The 18,079-nt window shown below is 30.8% G+C and carries 25 protein-coding genes; all 25 read left to right on the forward strand.

All coding sequences use genetic code 11. The features are described from left to right. Nucleotides 1-8 precede the first annotated feature (8 nt). The 25 genes from G8C41_RS04490 to G8C41_RS04610 all read left to right on the forward strand — a co-directional run bounded on the left by G8C41_RS04490 (nucleotide 9) and on the right by G8C41_RS04610 (nucleotide 18,077). The gene (locus tag G8C41_RS04490; protein ID WP_166006311.1) at nucleotides 9-476 is read left to right on the forward strand and encodes a hypothetical protein; all 468 of its coding nucleotides are present in this window, start codon (nucleotides 9-11) and stop codon (nucleotides 474-476) included. A gap of 50 nt (nucleotides 477-526) precedes the next feature. Next, on the forward strand, nucleotides 527-706 hold the full coding sequence (locus tag G8C41_RS04495) for a hypothetical protein (protein ID WP_166006313.1): 180 nt from the start codon (nucleotides 527-529) through the stop codon (nucleotides 704-706). Next, nucleotides 703-1,389, forward strand: coding sequence for a hypothetical protein (locus G8C41_RS04500; RefSeq protein WP_166006315.1), 687 nt, complete (start codon nucleotides 703-705; stop codon nucleotides 1,387-1,389). The genes G8C41_RS04495 and G8C41_RS04500 overlap by 4 nt, the downstream gene beginning before the upstream one ends. A gap of 73 nt (nucleotides 1,390-1,462) precedes the next feature. After that, nucleotides 1,463-1,933, forward strand: a complete 471-nt coding sequence (locus tag G8C41_RS04505) for a class I SAM-dependent methyltransferase (RefSeq protein WP_166006317.1) — start codon at nucleotides 1,463-1,465, stop codon at nucleotides 1,931-1,933. A 56-nt stretch (nucleotides 1,934-1,989) separates the two neighbouring features. Beyond that, complete coding sequence (locus G8C41_RS04510) at nucleotides 1,990-2,175, forward strand: hypothetical protein (protein WP_160567600.1); 186 nt, start codon at nucleotides 1,990-1,992, stop codon at nucleotides 2,173-2,175. 434 nt (nucleotides 2,176-2,609) lie between these two features. Further along, entirely contained in the window at nucleotides 2,610-3,086 is a 477-nt protein-coding gene (locus G8C41_RS04515; protein ID WP_160567602.1) for a hypothetical protein, read from the forward strand. Nucleotides 3,087-3,245: 159 nt separating this feature from the next. Continuing rightward, on the forward strand, nucleotides 3,246-3,692 hold the full coding sequence (locus G8C41_RS04520) for a hypothetical protein (protein ID WP_166006319.1): 447 nt from the start codon (nucleotides 3,246-3,248) through the stop codon (nucleotides 3,690-3,692). Nucleotides 3,693-3,760: 68 nt separating this feature from the next. Continuing rightward, complete coding sequence (locus G8C41_RS04525) at nucleotides 3,761-5,014, forward strand: S49 family peptidase (protein WP_166006321.1); 1,254 nt, start codon at nucleotides 3,761-3,763, stop codon at nucleotides 5,012-5,014. Continuing rightward, nucleotides 5,014-6,036, forward strand: coding sequence for a hypothetical protein (locus G8C41_RS04530; protein ID WP_166006323.1), 1,023 nt, complete (start codon nucleotides 5,014-5,016; stop codon nucleotides 6,034-6,036). Before G8C41_RS04525 ends, G8C41_RS04530 begins: the two co-directional genes overlap by 1 nt. Before the next feature lie 2 nt (nucleotides 6,037-6,038). Further along, the gene (locus G8C41_RS04535) at nucleotides 6,039-6,605 is read left to right on the forward strand and encodes a hypothetical protein (RefSeq protein ID WP_160567610.1); all 567 of its coding nucleotides are present in this window, start codon (nucleotides 6,039-6,041) and stop codon (nucleotides 6,603-6,605) included. Then, nucleotides 6,598-6,930, forward strand: a complete 333-nt coding sequence (locus tag G8C41_RS04540) for a hypothetical protein (RefSeq protein WP_166006325.1) — start codon at nucleotides 6,598-6,600, stop codon at nucleotides 6,928-6,930. Before G8C41_RS04535 ends, G8C41_RS04540 begins: the two co-directional genes overlap by 8 nt. Before the next feature lie 99 nt (nucleotides 6,931-7,029). Beyond that, nucleotides 7,030-7,764, forward strand: a complete 735-nt coding sequence (locus G8C41_RS04545) for a hypothetical protein (protein WP_166006327.1) — start codon at nucleotides 7,030-7,032, stop codon at nucleotides 7,762-7,764. Then, nucleotides 7,754-8,149, forward strand: a complete 396-nt coding sequence (locus tag G8C41_RS04550) for a SufE family protein (RefSeq protein WP_166006329.1) — start codon at nucleotides 7,754-7,756, stop codon at nucleotides 8,147-8,149. The genes G8C41_RS04545 and G8C41_RS04550 overlap by 11 nt, the downstream gene beginning before the upstream one ends. A gap of 14 nt (nucleotides 8,150-8,163) precedes the next feature. After that, the gene (locus tag G8C41_RS04555) at nucleotides 8,164-8,709 is read left to right on the forward strand and encodes a hypothetical protein (protein ID WP_166006331.1); all 546 of its coding nucleotides are present in this window, start codon (nucleotides 8,164-8,166) and stop codon (nucleotides 8,707-8,709) included. Nucleotides 8,710-8,725: 16 nt separating this feature from the next. After that, nucleotides 8,726-10,243 carry a terminase large subunit domain-containing protein gene (locus tag G8C41_RS04560; protein WP_166006332.1) on the forward strand — a complete coding sequence of 506 codons (1,518 nt, stop codon included), beginning with the start codon at nucleotides 8,726-8,728 and terminating at the stop codon, nucleotides 10,241-10,243. A 305-nt stretch (nucleotides 10,244-10,548) separates the two neighbouring features. Beyond that, on the forward strand, nucleotides 10,549-10,887 hold the full coding sequence (locus tag G8C41_RS04565) for a hypothetical protein (RefSeq protein WP_255467073.1): 339 nt from the start codon (nucleotides 10,549-10,551) through the stop codon (nucleotides 10,885-10,887). Nucleotide 10,888: 1 nt separating this feature from the next. Continuing rightward, nucleotides 10,889-12,199 carry a hypothetical protein gene (locus G8C41_RS04570; protein ID WP_166006334.1) on the forward strand — a complete coding sequence of 437 codons (1,311 nt, stop codon included), beginning with the start codon at nucleotides 10,889-10,891 and terminating at the stop codon, nucleotides 12,197-12,199. 10 nt (nucleotides 12,200-12,209) lie between these two features. Then, nucleotides 12,210-13,130, forward strand: a complete 921-nt coding sequence (locus G8C41_RS04575; RefSeq protein ID WP_166006336.1) for a DUF6712 family protein — start codon at nucleotides 12,210-12,212, stop codon at nucleotides 13,128-13,130. Between the two features lie 55 nt (nucleotides 13,131-13,185). Beyond that, entirely contained in the window at nucleotides 13,186-13,614 is a 429-nt protein-coding gene (locus tag G8C41_RS04580) for a hypothetical protein (protein ID WP_166006338.1), read from the forward strand. 6 nt (nucleotides 13,615-13,620) lie between these two features. Next, nucleotides 13,621-14,574: a hypothetical protein gene (locus G8C41_RS04585; RefSeq protein ID WP_166006340.1), complete on the forward strand. Its 954-nt coding sequence runs from the start codon at nucleotides 13,621-13,623 to the stop codon at nucleotides 14,572-14,574. 6 nt (nucleotides 14,575-14,580) lie between these two features. Continuing rightward, nucleotides 14,581-15,528, forward strand: coding sequence for a hypothetical protein (locus G8C41_RS04590; protein ID WP_166006196.1), 948 nt, complete (start codon nucleotides 14,581-14,583; stop codon nucleotides 15,526-15,528). A 7-nt stretch (nucleotides 15,529-15,535) separates the two neighbouring features. Next, entirely contained in the window at nucleotides 15,536-16,432 is an 897-nt protein-coding gene (locus G8C41_RS04595) for a hypothetical protein (RefSeq protein ID WP_166006197.1), read from the forward strand. 33 nt (nucleotides 16,433-16,465) lie between these two features. Then, entirely contained in the window at nucleotides 16,466-17,281 is an 816-nt protein-coding gene (locus G8C41_RS04600; protein WP_166006342.1) for a DNA adenine methylase, read from the forward strand. Nucleotides 17,282-17,284: 3 nt separating this feature from the next. Next, nucleotides 17,285-17,695 carry a hypothetical protein gene (locus G8C41_RS04605; protein ID WP_160564335.1) on the forward strand — a complete coding sequence of 137 codons (411 nt, stop codon included), beginning with the start codon at nucleotides 17,285-17,287 and terminating at the stop codon, nucleotides 17,693-17,695. A 1-nt stretch (nucleotide 17,696) separates the two neighbouring features. Then, a complete protein-coding gene (locus G8C41_RS04610; RefSeq protein ID WP_166006344.1) occupies nucleotides 17,697-18,077 on the forward strand; it encodes a hypothetical protein in 381 nt (126 codons plus the stop codon). The last annotated feature ends 2 nt before the right edge of the window (nucleotides 18,078-18,079 follow it).

An 18,079-nucleotide genomic window follows, 5' to 3' on the forward strand; every position in this document is an offset into this window, starting at 1 on the left:
CTAAAATCATGAAAAAAGAAGAATTAGCACAATTATTAAATGGCCGACAATATGGAGAAGTAATGATGACCACTGAAGAACACTTACAAGCCGAAAAAAATGGGCTTTTGGTTTGTTTCGGGGTTGCTGATGATTTATTGTTATTAAGAGGGTTAATATTTGATGAGAATGTAGTTTATGAAAAAGATACTAAATATCTATATATAGGTAACGACGGAGATTTAACCTATATATCACAAAAAGAAATAAATGAAATAAAAGTATTCTTAGAAGATTACAATATTGATTTTATTTTACCAAATATTCCTATTAAAATTCAATGGAGCCCAAAAGGACGAGCCTTTACATGGTTAATAAAAACAAATATCCCTCATGCAACATTTGATGTTTATGAAGATGAAGATTTGTATAGCCGTGGGATCGTATTAGAATTATCAGATATTGAAAATTACTTAAATAATAAATATAAAAAATGAAAAATAATAAAATCACAATTACATACAGACAAGCAGAGGAATTCAATTTAATGTTAGATGCTCTAAAGAAAATATCAAAAGATTTTCAATCCACAGATCAATTACGTGAAGATTGTAATGAAGATTATGGACTTGATTATGAAGAATGCTTAGAAATGTCTTATGAAAATATCCAAAGTTTAGCGGAACAAACGTCAAAAGGAATAAGAAAAATAAATATAAAAAAATGAAAAAAACTAAAAACACCTATATACCAATTAATTTTTCAACTCTGATGATTCAAGCTATACTAGAGGGGAGAAAAACCCAGACAAGAAGACTAATTAAACCACAGCCAACAAAACAATGGGCAGTAGAACAAGGGGAAAAATATCTGTCAGGAGCAACTGAGGAGGGAGTAACAAGCAAAGATAAGGCGAATGTAGATATTAATATTGATGATTTGTTAGAAGATAATCCAACAAAAAAAGGAGTTATTCTGTGGGTAAGAGAAAAATGGGAGTATAGTGACGATCTAGAAGAACCATATTTATATGAACAAAAATATAATTCCGATTATTTGGAAGAATACCATAATTTAATTAAATGGAAATCTTCTACACATATGCCAAAAGAAGCCGCGAGGACATTTCTTAAAGTAACAGATGTAAGGGTTGAGAGACTGCAAGATATTACAGAAGAAGAAGCTATGCAAGAGGGAATTGAAAGATTCTATGAGGGGTATGGTGGGCCTTCTGCTGGTTTTCTGTATAATGATTATAATCATGGACGTCAATTTCATTTACCATCCGCTAGAAAAGGATTTCAATCCCTTTGGCATTCCATATACGGAATTGAATCGTGGGATGAAAATCCGTGGGTATGGGTATATAGCTTTGAATGGATTGACAAACCCAAAGATTGGAAGTATTAAATCTAAAAACATAATTATTATATAAGTAATCTAAAAAATAACAGAGCCGGTAAAAAGAATACTAGCATAAAAAATGGAAAATAAAATAATACTAGATGCCTGTTGTGTTCCAAAAATGATGTGGTTTGACAAAAAAGATCCACGTGCTGTTTACATGGATATACGCAAAGCTGATTTTATTGCTTGTGATGGAAGACGTGCGCATATTGATCCCGATATTATAGGAGATTTTAGAAAAATGCCATTTGACGATAACTCATTTAAAATGGTAGTATTTGATCCTCCACATTTAAAAAAACTGGGTCAAAATTCCTTCACAGCCCAAAAATACGGCAAATTATTTCCTTCATGGGAAGACGATTTAAAATCAGGATTTGAAGAATGTATGAGAGTATTGCAAAATGAAGGCTTTTTAATTTTTAAATGGAATGAATATCAAATACCCCTTTCAAAAATAATTCAAATCTTTGGAGTTCAACCCCTTTTTGGACACAAGTCCGGCAAACAATCATTAACCCATTGGCTGTGCTTTATTAAGGATTAAATATCTCTAATTAAAAAAGTTAGTTTTTAAACTGTATAACTTAAAACTTATTTTTTATGGAAAAAGCTATAAATGAAATTTTAAAAAATATGGAATTTTACCAAAAAGAACTAGCAAAAAATGAAAAAGCTTTAAAGGTATTACAAGATATTTGTTTACATAAAAAAGAATATCAAGCAACTAATCCATCAGGAATAATTAAAAGCAAATGTACTAAATGCGGTAAAATATTTTACAATTAATAAATAATTTAAAAATAATCATGGCACTTAGTTTTACTAAGTGCTTTTTTTTGCAATATACTTTATCTCATCCCCCCGCACCCCCTATAAAAAAATGTATACGGTTGGACGACTCATCACTTTTAGTTCAACGGTTCAACAGTTTATTATATTTAATATAATTATATATTAAATATATAATTATTAGCTACTTACATTAATAAAATTGTGTGATATTTCTGTTGAACTTTGTTGAACCTTTTTTACTTCATTTAAAAAAGTTCAACAGGTTAAATTACATTTTTTATATTTAAATAATTGATTTTAAAAAGATTGGATGCCTGTTGAACTGTTGAACTTTTTTTATCAAAAAAAAGTATATAGTATTTAAAATATGAAAAATTCTTACTAGGTATGAAATTTTCGTATTTTTGTGTTTTAAATTCTTTTATTATATGGTAACAATTGATATTCCTGTATCTTCTTATGTTAAAAAATTTATGACAACTTTATACGGAGATAATTATACCTTAAGTTTAACCGATACTCTAGGTAATGCGATCTCTGCATTATTGATGAAAAAAACTAATAATTTTAATAGTTTATACAAAAAAGAAAGGGAATGCGTATATACAATTCGTATTTCTTTTTCAAAGATGAAAAATGAGGGATGTATTATCAGTAAAAATAATATTCATCTGATCGGCCAATTTTGTGATAAATATTTTCGCGAAACCATTTTTTTAGCAATCCTTACTAATTCAAATAATGGAAAAGATAATGTAAAAGATACCATGCGTAAAGCTTTAGGTACTTATAATATAACTGAAGATGATATTGCATTGGATACTTTATATAGGGATTATTTAAGAAAAAGATCTTCACCGCCTTTTTCAAAATTGTATACTCAAAAAATAGCCGCAAAAAGCTAAAATATTCATTTATTTATGAAAGAAGATGATAATTTAATTAAAGAATTATATAAAAATTACGTCCCTAAACTACTAACATACTGTAAATTAGCAACTTAAACACGTTAAAAGTGACATAAAAAATTTTTCCATTATTTGTTACCTTTATTTTATATCATTATGTTAAAAATATGTAATACTATTGATGATTTTTCAAATGAAATACGCGAAGCCTGGATTATACCTTTAGATGAAATAAATGTGTATTTAGAGGATGTCTTAAATGATATTTCATTTATGGAAAATATAAATAAAATTCCTGAAGATAAGATAGTAAAGATAAGGTTACTTTTTGATGATGTTGCGATTAACTGCGTTCAAAAGAAATCTAATTCCGGAATACTTTACACCCATTCGTATACAATAACTTTACTTCCAAATAAAAAGGAATATTTAATTAACCTTACCGGTTTACTCCATAAAAAAATTGTATTGCTGCTTTTTAGTCCACTTAATAATTTTCTTTTAGGTATACATTCCGGTCTTACATTAACATTTACGGAATCAACAGATTATTTAAGATTACTAATTTCCGGAGATTCATATTTTCCGGCACTTAGGCGTTAAATTGTCCTTTTTTGAAGTAATCTGTAATTTGATATTTGTATATCAATTATAGTCTTAGCTATCATACAATGAATAAAAGTATTATTACTTCACTTTTTACAGAACCGTGGTATCTGGATAAGCCTTTTCGAGTTATAGGGAATTTATATGCAGATTTTATTATGAAAAATAAGGAAAAAAATGAAGCAGAATATTTGGCTTCCATCAATTATTTTCCTTATTCGGAAAGCAATAAAAAAATAGCCATAATTCCTTTATCAGGTATCGTTAGAAAATATGGCTACGGATCCACTTCCGCAATATCCGATTTACTCGATGGGATGGAGCAGGACGATAGTATAGCCGGGGTGGTTTTTTTAACTGACAGCCCGGGGGGTATGGCTAGTGGTACAGGAATGTTGGCAGAAAAAATTTTTAATTTTAAAAAGCCTACCGCCAGTTATATCAAGGGGTTATCTTGCTCTGCAGCTTATTATATTAATGCTGCTACCGATAAAATTTTTGTAGATAAAAATGCCGATTGGGTCGGTTCGATAGGAACGCTTATATCTTTTGTTGATTGGGTACCTCTTTTTGAAAAATTCGGTGCTAAATATTATGAAATATATTCCTCCTTTTCTTCTGAAAAAAATAAATCTTTTCGTGATTTAGTTTCCGGTAATCCTGAAAAATTAAGAGAAGAAATAGACACTTACGCAAAAGATTTTATAACACACATGCAAACATTCCGTAAAAATATGGATGAGGACGTCTTTAAAGGGGGCACATGGAGGCCTAAAGAAGCCGTAAAAAAAAGACTTGCGGATGCTATAGGTAATTTACAGGATGCAATTGATTATATCGCTCAAAAATCAAAAATTAATTCAAATCAAAATAATATGGCAGAAAAAAAATATCCTAAAATAGCCTCTATTTTAGGTTTAGAGGTTTCGTTAAAATCCGGTTTTTTATTTGGTCAAAAAACCGTAAACTTATCAGAAAATCAGTTAGATTTAATTGAAAATGCTTTAAGTTCTAATTTAACCGATGAAACGGTTAATTCATTGTCAACCGATAAAAAGAATCTGGAACAAAAACTTTCGGATAATTTAAATCAGATTGAAAATATTAAAAAAGAAATTGCCACTTCTTTAAAAAATTGCAATTTAACCGGTACCGGTACTATTGTCGAAGATATTAAATTACTTTCTTCAAAAGTTATAGAGTATGGACGAAAGGATGGCGAAATTCCTACTTCAGTTTATTCATCAAAGGATAAAGAAGATGCGCCATTAGAAAATGATATTCTTACTAATAATTATAAATTTTTATATAACAAGTAATGCCCAGTATAAATTTAGACGGTTTAGCTAAAGCAATAGCTACCTATGCGAAAGTAGAAAAAAAATTAGTGTTAGCAGAATTTGCTAAGGCCTTGAAAGTTTCTGTTGACAAGTATTGCAAAATAGTAACTAAAGTTAATGGAGAGTATCATTTATATAATACTGTGATGAGCCATGTCGTACAGGGTTTTGAGCCTAAATGGCAAGAATTGGGTGAATGGTACGCAAGAGAATCTATTTTAAAAAGTTATCGTCAAAAAGTTAATTTTTCAATCGTTCCTGCTAACGTTTTAGGAACGGCTTTAGCAGAATTATACCAGGAAAATAAAGAGCCTACCGTTAAAGAAATAGTCAGGGTTATCATTAAGGATTTGCTTATTCAAATAACGGATGATTTGGAGCTTTTATCCATGCAAGGGAGTTACGATCCTGCTAATAAATCCGGTAAGTTTGGGTTTTCTTTAGAGGGTTGGAATCAAATCGTTAAAAATTTGCTTAAAAATACAAACAATCCGGCTTATAAAATTCCTTTGGATCCTTTAACCGAAGTTAATATTTACGATCAACTATTAAAATTTGAAAAGGGTATACCAAAAAAGATGAGAGCTAAGATAAAATACATTCACATGTCAACCAATAATGCCGATAATTACACCATCGAGTATGAGTCCAGAAAAGGACAAGTGGTTACCTATAAGGATTCGGACAAGACTAAGTCGCCATTAGGAAAACGAGCCATTATTGGATATGATAACATGGATGACGATATTATTTTTGCTACCATTGAAGGAAATATGGTTAAACTTATAGATTTAATAGAAAATCCGGCAACTATCAATGATGTTCAAAAAGAAGATTATAAAATTAAGCTTTTTTCAGATTTTGAGTTAGGTTATGGTTTCGCATTAAATGAGGCTGTATTGGTAGCTAATTTCACCGATAAAACTAAAGGATTAGGGGATGAAAAATTGATGGAATTGTACTATCCTCACGAATCAGGTATTAAAAAAAATAATGTTTAGTTATGGATAAAAAAAAGAATTGTTTTGATGATGTTGCCGTTGAAAACTTATTGTATTGTGCAAACGATGAAACAGACGCCGGGTTGTCAGAAAATAACATCTATTATATAACTGAAAAAGATGTTAAGACTCTGGAAATACCTTTAAAATCAGGAAACTATAAAGAGGCAGGCACTATTTCTAAAGAAATCGTTACCGAAACCGGTAAAGGTTTTGTACGGTTGGATTGTTTAATTGATGAAAACGAATTAACAACTGCTTTGGCAGGAAAAACGGGTAATAAGAAACAATCGACCTCTTTAGATATATTCATCCCCGGAATTAGAGCGGAAGTATTAGGTTTTATACGAAAATTTAAGAGTGACCGTTTAATTTTTATAGTTACAACCAGGGACGGAAGGAAATTTGTAATAGGTAATAAAATAAATTCTGCTTATATGGAAGATGCTAAAGGGTCTTCAGGTAAAGGACAAGATGATAACAACGGAGTTTCTGTTACATTAACCGCCAGAGCTCCGTTATTAGAATATACCGGCTCAATTCCTTTAAAAGTTGAAAAAAATGATTAAACAAGAAATTCCGGCAAATACAGGTATTTATTTTGAGCTTTTTAATACAAATTCTACCAGTTTTATTATGCCGGATAATACCACGATCAATTTTTCGTTAGGTATGCCTTATAATTCATTGGACATTTACAAAATGGGTAATTTTCCTTACTTAGGCTTGAAAGAAGGAGCCGAAATACTCTTTAAAGATGAAAGTATAGAAAATATAATTAAGTATATTTCACAAGCAAAGCGTAAAGGTGATGTTCTTATTTTAAGTAAATCTTCAACTTCTGAGAAAGTTAAAAAAGCAGCGGATGAAAAGCTGAAATTTTTTATAACATAATTATTTATATTGTTAACAGAATAACCGCTAAACAGGCGGTTATTTTTATTTAATTAAATGTCCTTTGAGTCAAGATAACAAATTTTACAATTTTGTAAAATGGATAGTAAAAGTGCTATAAAGGAATGGTTTAAAAATGGTTGCGAATATAAAGCCGGAATACAATTATATTCTCAGATACCACACAATAAAAGATTATTAAAAATTTTTCAATCAAAAAATACCCCCTTTACTTGTCAAAAATTATCCTATGAATTAACTAATTTTTTAAATGCTTCTAACTCATCTTCTACAGGTGTTACCGATAGTTTAAATAATGCTAAGCCAAATAAAGTTGATATAAAAACTAATATTTCCATAAAAAAGCCTATTTCTTTTTATCCTGTAGAGCTACATAATGTTTATAAAAAAAGAATTTCTTCTTATTATGATGCATGCACGTTAAAAATTCAATTGAATGAATTACAAGAGGAATTATATGAGGAGGCCTTAGATCTTCAATTAAAAATTTTTAAAACTTGGGAGATTAATGATAAATGCTTTAAAATTCTTGAGCATTATGAAAATTATAAACGCGTTTTACCCTTTGAAACTCAAAAACAATACGAAAATTTAAGTCCAATGTCTCTAGTTAATGAACGACAACGGCTATATAGCAGGGTAACAAAAAGAAAAAAAACACTTTTAAATTTAGAAAGCAAATATTCAGTAATGCCTGAAGGTCCCTTAAAAAATAATTTGCTGACTAAAATTAATAATAAAAGGGAAGAATTGCAGGAATTAACCCTTCAAATTGAAAAGTTAAGCAATACAATTGAAACTAATGAACGCTAAAATTGAATCCTTAATACAGCCAATACTCGCATTAAATACGTGGGAAGAAAGATACCGGTATTTTATTGATTTAGGAAAAACCGGTCTTGATTTTCCGTCTAGTTTAAAAACTAATGAAAACGTTATTAAAGGTTGTCAGTCGGAAGCTTGGTTGTATATAGAAAGTGTTAATGGTACAGTATATATTTCCGGCTATTCGACTTCAATTTTTGTAAATGGCTTTATCCGTTTATTAATAAATATATATTCCGGTGAAAATAATATTGATATAAAAAATAATTCTTATCCGTTTTTAGCTTTAATTGGTATGCAGGAAATGGTTACACCTATGCGTGGGAATGGATTATTAGCTATTCACAATAAAAAAAAAAGGTTTCACGAATGATTAGTTACTAATATATGATCGTTAAATTTAATAAAGACAGTACTCTTAATAAGTTAAAAGCTGCTTATTTGGATGATAAAGTGAAATTAACAGCTTTTGAAGAAAAATTATTAGAGCAGCTTAAATATATTTTTAGTTTGCGACTTAAGAATAAGTATACAAAGGGACAGGCTATTGATAAATTTATGACTGAATACGGCGTATCTCGAGCTACTGCCTACCGTTATTATTCTAAAAGCGTATACTTATTCGGGGAACTTGAGGATATTAATTTAAAAGCAGAAAAAATTTTTTTAGCAGAGCAATATTGGTTTTTGTATCAAATGCAGGTTCGTGATCGTGCATGGGATGATGCTAGAAAGGCCTTAGATTCTTATAAGGACCTTTTCGATTTTTCTAATAGTACATTGGATGCTGATATAGATAAATTGAAAGCTAGTAATTATCGACTTGTTATTCCTAAGGAATTTTTGGCCTATATGAAGGAAATATCATCAAAAGGTGTAGTTAATATGAACATGACGGCCGAAGACATCGGGTATGAAGAATTAGGAGAATAGTTTTACATCAAGATGTATGATTATAAATGAAAAAAAAATAGAACTCAACGTACCGCAAATGCAAGCAGTTGCGGAGGTTGAAATTTTTAGAAAAAAATATATTTATTTAGAATATGCCAGGGGTACCGGAAAGTCTTTCATTTTAGCTTTTTTTATTTTAAAAGCAGTAAAGGAGATGCCCCGAGCTACAGGGGTTTTGGTTGGATCTAGCTATGTTCAAATATTGTCACGAACTTTGCCCTCCACTAAAGAAGGCTTATCTAATTTCGGAGTTCATGAAAATATAGATTATGTAATCGGAAAGTCCGGTGTTTCTAAAGGTTTTGAATTACCTTTTCAAGCTCCCTCCAATTGGCGTAATGTGATTCACTTTCGTAATGGGCATATTATTATAATGGTTTCATTAGATATGACCGATGCCGGACGGGGTATAAATTCTTATTATGTATTAGGAGATGAAGCAGCATTATTGGATAAAGAAAAACTTTTTTATAATGTTCATACTACTAATAGATCTTATAAAACTGAATTTAAACACTCACCAATGTTGAATTCACAAATTTTCGTATCATCAACTCCGTTAACTCGTAAGGGAAAATGGTTTGTTGAAATGGAAAAGGAAGCTTTAAAAAATCCTAAAGAATTTGCATTTTTAAAAGCTAATGCTTACGCTAATTATAAAAATTTATCACCTCAATGGTTTAAGAAGATGTTGTTAAACTCCCCTTCTGATATCCATTATAATGCTGAAATATTAAATATACGTCCTCCTTCTATTCAAAATGGGTTTTATTCTAATCTTAATCCGGATATCCACTATTATGGTAATAAATATGATTTAATCTATTTAGAAGAAGTAGGTAATAATTACAGTAAGAAACATAATACCTCACGTCAAGATACAGATATAGTTAAAACCATTGGACTTCAGTTTAATTTAGATTTTGGAAAAAGAATTAATTCAATTTCTGTATCTCAATATCTTAGGTCCATAAATGAGGTTCGTTTTGTTAAGGAGTTCTTTAATAAAGACCCTCTTGATATGTTAGATTTATTGCCTGAAGTTGTACATTATTTTAATAAACATGAGGAAAAAACTGTTGAGCTCTATCACGATGTTTCAGGCTATGCAAAAGAAAAAGGAGCTAAAGAATCTTTAGCTGAAAAGGTAATGAAATATTTTCGCTCTCAGGGATGGCGTGTTATTAATAAAACTCCTAAAACCAATAATCCGGGACATATGGCGAAGTTTTTGGTTTTAAAAGAAATTTTGTCTGAGAGAAACAAAAATTTACCTAAAATACGTATTAATAAAGACAATTGTCCAAACCTTTGTATTTCTCTTGAAAATGCAGAAGCAAAAATAAAAGAGAATAGCGAATATGGTAAAGATAAATCTTCTGAATTATCTCTTACCATTCCTCAAGAACAAGCAACGCACCTTTCTGATACTTTAGATTATAATATTTATTGGCAATTTCATTTAGCCGTTAAGCATGGTTATAAAGATCCTTTCACTTTTCCTATTTCATAATTATTTATATAAAAACTAATTTTCTTCATTAAAAAATATTTTTTTTATGGTTTTTTATTAAACATTATTAACATTTAACAATGTTCTTATCTCATATTTCGATTTGTACAAATAGGGAAAGTGAACATGCAGCTAAGGAGCTGCCGTGCCTCGGCTTGAAAATTTGAGACAAAAAAGTCAAAATTAAAATATAATTTATTGACTTTAAGAAATATAAACTTTATTATTTGAGAAAAACTATAAAAAAATAGCCCTTTTTTTTTGTCCTTTTACTCTCCTATTAATTAAAATAGATTTGTATGTATATGAAAAATACAATCTTTCTAACCGAAGCTTTAAAAATCATGCACTCTAAAAATTCAGATGGAACGCCCGTCCATTTTGATGTAGAAATAAGAGAGTTTTCACGTCAAAATAAAACGGGCGGTAAATACAAAATATATAATGACGCTAAACTATTATCTCAAAATAAATCTTCAAAAAAAGGCATAATTAAAAGATATAATTATATCAATGAAAAAGATAAAAGAAAACAAAACCATTGGGAAAATCGAACCAGAAATTTAGAGCTGGCAAATGGAGAAATCAAAAGAATCAACATTTTGTTTATAATAAAATTTAACGGTAAAAATGTAATTTATTAATATGGTAAAAGAAATCGCTAAAGGTATTTATATATCATCTCATTCAATATACAATATAGGGTCCTCATCGGGTTATGATACAACCAATTTAAAAATTGATAACTCCAACTACCTTACTGAAGAAAAAGCGGTTGTTTGGGGAGGTGACAATAATTATCCACAAAAAGTGCTTAGAGACATACGGTTAACCGGAGTCTTAGGCGCTGCAATACAAGTGCGCACCACTGCTCATTTTGGGTCAGGGCTAACGCTATATATAGAAAATGAAAAAGGGCAAAAAGAATTAAAATCGTACTCATCAGTACCGGGGCTTAAACAATTTGATAAAATAAATAATTTAAATCGCTTTTTCATTGATGTAGTACACGATTTAGAAATTTACTCTATTGCCTTTGTAGAGTACGTTTTAAGTCGCGATTTTACCAAAATAAATAGAATAAAAAGGCATGCCGTCCCTTTTTGTCGATTCGAAGAAATGTCCAAAAACGGGACTATTCAAAACGTATATCTAAATGCCGATTGGTCCAATTATAGAAAAGAATATACACATAAAATACCTGCTTTTAGCTTTTGGTCAACAGCCGAAGATATAAAAACCTATTGCAGACAAAGAAACATACATAAATTTATTATTCCCATACATTATACAATGGATAATGAAATATATTATCCCAAACCCTACTATCAATCAGTATTAAAAAACGGTTGGGCATTAATTGCACAATCCGTGCCGGCCGTAAATAAAGCAATACAAGAAAACCAATTACATTTTAAATTTTTAATATCAATATCAGAAGCCTATTTTACATCGGTTTATGAAGAATGGGACACGCTTAAACCGGAAGAAAAAAAAGCGAAACATGAAGAGGTAATTGATCGTATCGATAACCACATGTCGGGTATGAAAGCCGGGGGGCGTTCATTTACAGCTCCGATGTATATGGATGATACAGGAAAACCTGTAAAATCTATTATGATAGAACCCATAGATGATAAATTAAAAGACGGAGCTTTTCTCCCAAATGCTACGGCCGCTAATTCTGAAATATTATTTGCCCTTCAAGTGGACCCCTCACTAATCGGTCAAGGAATCCCGGGCGGTAAAAGTTTAAGCGGTTCCGGCTCTGACAAGCGCGAGGCGTACACTATTCTTTGCGCTTCTCTGGTAACCAACCGGTCAACCTCTCTCCTGCCCTTTTATTTTCTTAGAGATTGGAACGATTGGGGCGATGATTTAGACGCAACCTTTCCAAATACCGCTTTGACAACCTTAGATAAAAATCCGTCTGGAGCTGAAATCATTATAAATTAAAATTTAAAATATGCCACTAATAAAAAATTTAGAAGAATTATTAAAATATGTAGTCGTTGACAATGGAATTGATTATAATATTTTGTCAATATTTACGGCAAAGGCAGAACGAAAAATAAAAACTTTAATTGGTAAAGAACAATATAATGAATTTGTTTCCATGACGAAAGATGACCCCGCAAAAGAATTACTGACATCTGCGGTTGCTCAGCTTTCACTGCTGTATGCCTTGCCCTCTTTAAAATTAAGAATAACAAATTCCGGTATTTTTACAACGGACACTTCCGAAACCCGTGTTCCTGAATGGTGGGAAATCCGAGATTTACATAACTCTTTAAAAAATAATTCTTTTTCAGATGTAGATGAAGCTTTAAAAGAAATGGAAACAGATCCGACCACTTATCCCAAATTTATATATTCGGAGAATTACACCCAAATTAAAAATTTAATAATCACTCATGCCGGAGCATTTCAAAGATATTTTAATATAGACGACAGTCGATTAACCTATTTAGCTTTAGTTCCGTCCATTCGTGAGTGTATAGATGAATACTTGTTACCCTGGATGGGACAATGTATTTATGATATTCCGAATACATCAAAAGGTGATTATCTTCTTGAGCTTTTACAAAAAGCATTAGTGGCATTTACCGTGGCTAAGATAGCCCATACAGGATCATTTTCTTTAACTAATAATACATTAGTGGTGAAATGGGAATTAATGCCGTGGGAAAAAGCCGAAAAAATCGCTGAAAACTTATTAGAAAACTTAAAAGATGATCGGTTTAAAATGGGTACAAAATATTTAAATCTAGCTAAAAAATATGTAGCAGATAATTTCGATGATTTTAAATGTCTTCAAGATCAAATAAATGAGCAAAAAACAATTTCAAAAATTTTTTTAAGAAAATCAGGGATATACCTGGGATAATGCTGTCCTTCTTTTTTTTTATATCGGCTTTTAATTTTGGTTAAAATATTTTTTCATGGGTAAACATATTTTTCAAACCAAAGAAGATAAACTTTTTTATAATGGCACCCGAATATTAAAAGCATTAAAGGTATCGTACAATTCCAGTACCTATAATGTAACCCTTTTTAATGCTTTTGATACAAAAGATGTTCTTATACGGCAAGCTAAAGTACAAGACTTTGAAGTAAATGGTTTAACATTTAATTCTTTCAATGAATTATGCGAAGTATTAAACGAAATACTTTTTAAAAAAGGAGGAGGGAGGGTAAGTGAAAACAACGGAACTGCTACAAGCGGGACTTTGGAAGAATTAAGAGCAGGAGTATCCACAACCTCTGTTTTATGGTCTCCTTTAGTGCTTTCAACCTGGTTAAAAGAAACCATTAATCATCAAGAGGAAGATCCTCTAAAAATATATCAAGAAGAATTATTAAAAAAATAAAAAACTATGAGCTTATTATACCTACCCGAATGGCTTAAAAAAGCCAATGAAACCTTTAAACAAATAGGTAATAACATTAAAAAATTATATGAAACTCTTAACAACAAAGTAGACAAAGAAGCTGGAAAAGGCCTTTCAGAGCAAAACTTTACCAAACAAGAAAAAGACAAACTAAAAAGTCTTTCCAACAAATATTTAGGAACTTATGCTTCCTTTGAAGCCTTGTGTGCGGCTTATCCCGAAACCGAAACCAACGCCCAAAAGTGGAACCCTTCCAAAGAAGGCGGGTTTTATGCCGATGTAGACGAAGGAAAAGGCAAAAAAGTATCTCGTTACATTTGGGACACTAACGATTTTACATGGACTAAACAGGGGGGTACATCTGCCGCATTAACGGCATCCCAAATAAAGGAAATGTACGAGTCCAATGCAAACACCAATGCCTTTACCGATAAAGAAAAACAAACGGTAAACACGGTAGAAAAAGATATCGAAAGTTTAAAAAACGTCAAAATTGGAACAAGAAATTTACTATATGTAGGAAAATCCGAAAAAGAAAAATTATTTGGATATATAAACAGTGACGGTTCAGTAATGAATGGTGAATATGATATTTATACGGATTTAATTTTAGTTGAAGATTACAAAAAATTAACCGTTAAAGTATGGGAAAAACCCCTTACCGGTTATGCCTCTCTTGCCTTTTACGATAAAGACGAAAAATTTATTAAAAAAGTAGATTTTAAAGGAAATACATATACTGAAAGCACTGTTGATATACCTGCTGATACTTTTTATTTACGAATATCAACCCCGCGTCCATTAACTAAAAAAGGAAAATACAAAGTAGAATTTGGAGACAAAGCAACCGATTATACGGCCGCTCCGGAAGACTTTGTGCTTGACACCGAAATAGAAGACCCCTTAAAAATATATCAAGAAGAATTATTAAAAAAATAAAAAACTATGAGCTTATTATACCTACCCGAATGGCTTAAAAAAGCCAATGAAACCTTTAAACAAATAGGTAATAACATTAAAAAATTATATGAAACTCTTAACAATAAAGTAGATAAAGAAGCAGGAAAAGGCCTTTCAGAGCAAAACTTTACCAAACAAGAAAAAGACAAACTAAAAAGTCTTTCCAACAAATATTTAGGAACTTATGCTTCCTTTGAAGCCTTGTGTGCGGCTTATCCCGAAACCGAAACCAATGCACAAAAGTGGAACCCTTCCAAAGAAGGCGGGTTTTATGCCGATGTAGACGAAGGAAAAGGCAAAAAAGTATCTCGTTACATTTGGGACACTAACGATTTTACATGGACTAAACAGGAAGGAACATCTACCGCTTTAACGGCATCCCAAATAAAGGAAATGTACGAGTCCAATGCAAATACCAATGCCTTTACCGATAAAGAAAAACAAACGGTAAACACGGTAGAAAAAGATATCGAAAGTTTAAAAAACGTCAAAATTGGAACAAGAAATTTACTATATGCAGGAAAATCCGAAAAAGAAAAATTATTTGGATATATAGGTGATGACGGTAAAATAATGAACAATGAGCGAGATATTTATACTGATTTTATAGAGGTTAAAGACTACTTGAAAATAGTCGTGAAATGTTGGAGTAAGCCTTCAGGAGGACACCCTGTCATAGCTTTTTACGATAAAGATAAAAAATTTATCAAAAAAGAATATTTTAATGAAAATACTTATTACGAACTGATACTTGATATACCTGCTAATACCTTTTATTTACGAATATCGGCCCCGCGTCCATCAACTACAAACGGGAAATACAAAGTAGAATTTGGAGACAAAGCAACCGATTATACAGACGCACCGGAAGACTTTGTGCTTGATTTCCAAACAGAAGATCCACTAAATGTTTATCTAGAAGCCTTAAAATAATTAAAAGATGAGCTTAATAAACCTAAAATCTTTCTGTCAACAAACTAATCAAACTTTTTCAGTAATAGCAAAGGATTATAAAAGATTCCGAACACATGTCAATAGTATGTTTGAGTCCTTAACAATCGGAGGTCGAAATATTCTATGTGAAAAAAAATGTTTAGAGGAAAAACGTTTTGGTTATTTAGGTGAACAAGGAGAAATAATTACAGATGATAATTATATATATACTGATTATATACCGGTATATGATTATGAATATATTACAATAAAGTTATGGGGAGGTAGTAATAGAAATTTTAGAGCTTCGTTATCTTATTATCAATCTAATAAAGAATATGCAGGCTCACGAACACTTCCTTCTGATTCATATTCAGTAAATACGTTTAATATACCCGGAGTGGCATATTTCGTAAGAATATCCGTTCCTCATCCTAGATTTCAAGTCAAGTACAAAGTAGAATTTGGAGATAAAGCAACCGATTATACTCCTGCCCTGGAAGATTACCCATACTTAAATCAAAAAATTTATGACAAAGAAACTCTCAACTGGAATTTTCATCCGAAAACTGACGTAATTTCTTTTTTAGCTGTAAAAGAAGGAGGCTTGGTTGTAATTACGGCAACAATATACATTAAAAACGCCGAAGAAAAAGAGGTAATAACCTTATTTAAAGTCCCGGAAGAATTGAAAGGCAAGACTGATGTAAACCAATTAATAAATGTCGTTCGGTTGAGTACAATCATGGGTAACAGAAGTACCCTCAGAGAGCTAGATTATTTCTGTGAGAATGGTAGCGTAACTATTTCTAATACTAAATTCGAAGGAGTTAATGATTCCTTTAACGATTTCAAAGACAGTAAAGTACGAATAACTTTAACGTATCCCTGCTTAAAAATTTAGAGACAGCCCGTAAGTAATTGAGAGAAAATAAATATGAGATGTAAAAACAAAGTCCTGAAATTAGCTTTTTCGGGATCAAAATACAGAAGAATACCGGATATATATGATTTAATAAAATCAAAAAAATACAATAGAATAGTAGAAGTTTTTGGCGGCTCGTGTTGTATTTCTAATAATATGTTGAGAGATAAGGTCGTCAATCAGGCCGTTGCTAATGATTTTGACGGATATTTTGAAAAATTCGAAGAAAATATAATTTTTAAAGAAAATCTTATAAAACAACTGTTACAAAAAGGATTTAAAAAATCAGAAAGCATGCTTTCCACGGAAAAACAAGAATATCTAAAAAAATTATTAAGCCCGATTAAAGAAGATAAAAACTTACTTGCATTTCTCGCCAAAAATTTTGCGCATAGTGCGGTCCGTGCAACTGAAACTATAGATATAAAAGATTTCAATTATTTAAGGGGTGAGTTGTCGACACGTCAAGAAAGACTTTATTATGAAGAATTAAAAAATGTACAGCTTTATCGATTACATTATGAAGATTTTATCAGTAAATACGTGCAAAATGACGACAAAACCACTTTGGTAGTTTTGGATCCCCCCTATATGAACGCGCGACAAAAACAATATCAAAATACCACGTATTTCGGTATCACGGAGACGTTAAAACTATTAAATCTAATGAAGGATAAAAGAAATGATTTTTTATTTTTTAACATGCGTAAAGACGATACTACTGCTTTATTGGACTTATTAAATCTTAAATATACCTACCAAACGCGCCTGACATCAATTTCAAAAAATAATGTACGGGAAGATTTTTTAGCTTATATAACCTTTTAACGAATGAAAGAAATAATAGATAAAATAATGTCTTTCGGCGATTGGTTTATAACCAACGCTTTCAAAAAAGAATTTTTATTTCTGTTAGTCTGCGCCTTAATGCTCATCCCCGCCTATATATTCCACGATGAGTTGGAAGATAAAAAAAGAGAAAAGATAGAATGCGACAAAAACAGAGAAGAGGAAAAAGACGAGTATTATTTAGAACTGAAGAAAAAAGATGAAAAATACGATGAACTGGAAAAAAAGTACATAGAACAAAACCAAAAATGTTATGAGAAATGGGTGGAATACTTAGGCGAAACCAAAAAAGAATATCACCATATAACCAAAGATATTCAAGATAACGAAAAAATAATTAGAGAAGCAAACGAAGCTATTTTAAGATTAAAAAAACTAAAAAAAGAAAAATAGTATGAAACTAAAAATTATCATATCGGCCCTTGTAGTACTCCTTTTTTGTTATTTACTCAAGCCTTATCCTTTAGAGTATAAGACGCATCACAGAAATACAGAAAGTAAGAAAAACCGCTTTGCTGTTTCTGAGTTGCCGAATATCGATTCCATAAAAACCATAACAAGCAAAAATGTAAATAACATCAAAGCGAAAAGAAAAATTTTTTGGAATTCCGAAAAAAGAAAAAATAGAGTTCTGTCTCAACTAGAAGAGGAAATAGCCTTAGCACAAAAAGAAATTACAACAGAATTGAATAAAGATAAAGAAGATAAAAATTTAAAAAATATATCTACAGATCCAATAAAAAAAAAACAAAATAAAAAAACTTCAAAAAATTAAAC

Source organism: Apibacter sp. B3706, assembly GCF_011082725.1.
GTDB lineage: Bacteria > Bacteroidota > Bacteroidia > Flavobacteriales > Weeksellaceae > Apibacter.